Raw genomic sequence first — 768 nt, 5'->3', positions numbered from 1 at the left:
CTGGTACACGCTTGTCAGATCGGGTCGTCAGCATGCTTGAGCATCGCCAGTGGTCGCCAGAGCAAATCGCAGAAAAGCTGAAACGGGAACACCCGGACGATCCGTCCATGCACGTGAGCCACGAGACCATTTATTCGTGGGTCTACGCACAGCCGAGAAACYACCTGAAGCGGCTRCTGGTGTCCCARCTGCGCCAGGSMAAGCCCAAACGTGGGCGYAGAGCCAGCACTTCGAACTGCTCGGCGATTCAGGTCCCGGATCACCAGACGATTCATCAGCGACCGGCCGAAATCGAAGGTCGAGAATTTCCAGGCCACTGGGAAGGCGACCTGATCATCGGCCAGCTGAATCAGTCCTGTATCGGCACGCTGGTCGAGCGTAAGACCGGCTTTCTGGTGCTGTGCAAGATGGAGAACAAGAGCGCTTCAGCCGTCCGAGAGGGCTTTGAACGGCAGCTCAGGAAGATCGACCGCTTCCTCCGGCTGTCGATGACCTACGACCGGGGCTCGGAGATGGCGGAGCATCCGCTGATGAGCAAGCACCTGAAGATGGCTATCTACTTTGCAGATCCGCACGCCCCGTGGCAGCGGGGCAGCAACGAGAACATCAACGGCCTGCTACGGCAGTACTTCCCGAAGGGCACCGACCTGTCAGGTGTGAGCCAGGTCCGCCTGAACGACGTCGCGTGGCTGCTGAACACCCGGCCAAGAAAACGTTTTGACTTTCAGACCCCGCAGGAGCTTTTCGACCAAGCAACGGCGGATTATC

At 59.3% G+C, this 768-nt stretch carries 1 protein-coding gene; it reads left to right on the top strand.

The features are described from left to right. Nucleotides 1–32: 32 nt before the first annotated feature. Nucleotides 33–768, top strand: a 736-nt coding sequence (locus tag DEH80_RS17020) for an IS30 family transposase (protein WP_109721722.1), incomplete at its 3' end; no start/stop codon positions are given.

Origin of the sequence: Abyssibacter profundi, assembly GCF_003151135.1 — a bacterium.
Taxonomy (GTDB): Bacteria; Pseudomonadota; Gammaproteobacteria; order Nevskiales; family OUC007; genus Abyssibacter; species Abyssibacter profundi.
This window is presented reverse-complemented; position numbering and strand designations above follow the sequence as displayed.